General features: G+C 74.7%; 2 protein-coding genes. Both read left to right on the top strand.

Annotation, left to right across the window (positions count from 1 at the left end):
* The first annotated feature begins 311 nt into the window (after positions 1-311).
* The gene (locus E4099_RS31295; RefSeq protein WP_135342477.1) at positions 312-1,124 is read left to right on the top strand and encodes an ABC transporter ATP-binding protein; all 813 of its coding nucleotides are present in this window, start codon (positions 312-314) and stop codon (positions 1,122-1,124) included.
* 8 nt (positions 1,125-1,132) lie between these two features.
* Positions 1,133-2,394, top strand: a 1,262-nt coding sequence (locus E4099_RS31290) for an ABC transporter permease (RefSeq protein WP_135342476.1), incomplete at its 3' end; no start/stop codon positions are given.

Raw genomic sequence — 2,394 nt, 5'->3', positions numbered from 1 at the left:
GGCCCCGGACGTCCTTCCCCACCCGCACCAGCCCTGCCGCCGCACCCTCGCAGCCCGGCGGTACGCACCAGGTCGCGGAGATACCGACGGACAGCCCCCTCCCCCGTAGTTGCCCGACAGTACGCACCAGGTCACGGAGATACCGGCGGAATGCCCCTCCGCATCACCCCCGTGGCCGCACCCATCGCGTGGCAACCGGCGGGACGCGCCGGGCCGCGGGGATTCCGGCGGCTGGTGGGCCGTCCTAGGCTCGGCTCGACAGGTCCGTCCCCGGGGTACGGGCGCGGCGCGCGGAGGCACTGGGAGGCAGTGTGACCACAGCGGAGACGGCGGGAGCCGGCGGAGCGGCGCCCGTCCCGGAGGTCGCGGCGCGTGCGGTGGCCGTGACCAAGGCGTACGGCACCGGGGAGACGGCGGTGCTGGCGCTGGACGCGGTGGACGTGTCGATCGAGCGCGGCCGGTTCACCGCGGTGATGGGGCCCTCCGGGTCGGGCAAGTCCACGCTGATGCACTGCCTGGCCGGGCTGGACACGGTCTCGGCGGGCCAGGTGTGGCTGGGCGGCACCGAGATCACCGGGCTGGGCGACCGGGCGCTGACCCGGCTGCGCCGCGACCGGGTGGGCTTCGTCTTCCAGTCCTTCAATCTGCTGCCCACGCTCACCGCGGCGGAGAACATCACCCTGCCGATGGACATCGCGGGCCGCCGGCCCGATCCGCGGTGGCTGGACCGGGTGATCGACACCCTGGGGTTGCGGGACCGGCTGGGCCACCGGCCGGCCCAGCTCTCCGGCGGGCAGCAGCAGCGCGTGGCCTGTGCCCGGGCGCTGGCCTCCCGCCCGGAGCTGATCTTCGCCGATGAGCCGACCGGCAACCTGGACTCCCGGTCCGGGCTGGAGCTGCTGGGCTTCCTGCGGGAGGCGGTGGACCGATTGGGGCAGACGGTCGTCATGGTCACCCATGACCCGTCCGCCGCCGCCCACGCCGATCTGGTGCTCTTCCTCGCCGACGGCCGGATCGTGGACCGGATGCCGGAGCCGACCGCGGAGGCGGTGCTGGAGCGGATGCGGCTGTTCTCCACCGGCCAGGGGGCGGCGGGCGGGCCGGACAGCGCGGGCAAGGGCTGAGCGGGCGGATGCTCCGGGCCACCTTGCGCGGCTTCCTCGCCCATCGGGGCCGGCTGCTGCTGTCCGCCCTGGCGGTGGTGCTGTCGGTGGCGTTCGTCGTCGGCAGTCTGATCTTCTCCGACACCGTCAGCCGCACCTTCGACCGGCTGTTCAAGTCCACCGCCTCGGATGTGTCGGTGGGGCCGCGTTCGGAGTTCGCGGAGAGCGCCACCTACGGCACCGGCCGGATCGCCACCGTGCCGGCCGCGCTGCTGGACCGGGTACGGGCGGTACCCGGCGTGGCCCGCGCCCACCTGGACGTGACGGCGCGGAACGTCACCCTCATCGACGCGCGCGGCAAGGAGGTCGGCCCGACCAGCCATGCGCCGACCATGGCCACCGACTGGAACCCCGGGCCGCGCAGTCCGGTCCGGCTCTCCCAGGGCCAGGCGCCGCACGGCGAGGGGCAGGCGCTCGTCGACGCGGACACCGCCCGCCGCGGGCGGGTGCGGATCGGCGACACGCTGCGGGTGATCGCCGGGCCAGGTACGTTCCCGGTGCGGATCACCGGTATCGCCGCGTTCACCACCACCAACCCGGGCGCGGCGCTGGTGTTCCTGGACACGCCCACCGCGCAGGCCCGGCTGCTGGGCGACCGCCGGGCCGCCACCTCCATCCAGGCGGAGGCGGCGCCGGGCGTGTCCGATCGGGAGCTCAAGGGCCGGATCGCCGCCGCCCTGGGCCACGACAGACGCTACGAGCTGCGCACCGCGGACGAGCAGGCCACGTCGGATGCCGCCTCGTTCGGGACGTTCCTCAAGATCATCAAGTATGTGATGGTGGGCTTCGCCGGGGTGGCGGTGCTGGTCGGGGTGTTCCTGATCGTCAACACCTTCTCCATGCTGGTCGCCCAGCGGACCCGGGAGCTGGGGCTGCTGCGGGCGCTGGGCGCCGACCGCGGCCAGGTCCGCCGCTCGGTGCTCGTCGAGGCGCTGCTGCTCGGTCTGGTCGGTTCCACCCTGGGGCTGGCGGCGGGGGTGGGACTGGCCGTCGGGCTGATCCGGCTGCTGGGCCTGCTGGGGATGAATCTGAGCGCGGCGGACCTGGCGTTCCGCTGGCCGACCCCGGTGGCCGCGTATGTGGTGGGCATGGGCGTGACCTTCGTCGCCGCCTATCTGCCCTCGCGCCGCGCCGCGCGGGTCTCCCCGATGGCGGCGCTCGCGGAGACCGAGGTGCCCGGGTCCGCCCGCCCGCTGCGGGTGCGGGCGGTGCTGGGGGTGCTGACCGGGGC

This window comes from Streptomyces palmae, assembly GCF_004684805.1.
GTDB classification, from domain to species: Bacteria; Actinomycetota; Actinomycetes; order Streptomycetales; family Streptomycetaceae; genus Streptomyces; species Streptomyces palmae.
Note: the sequence above shows the minus strand (reverse complement) of the source record. Positions and strands in the feature narration are given on the sequence as shown.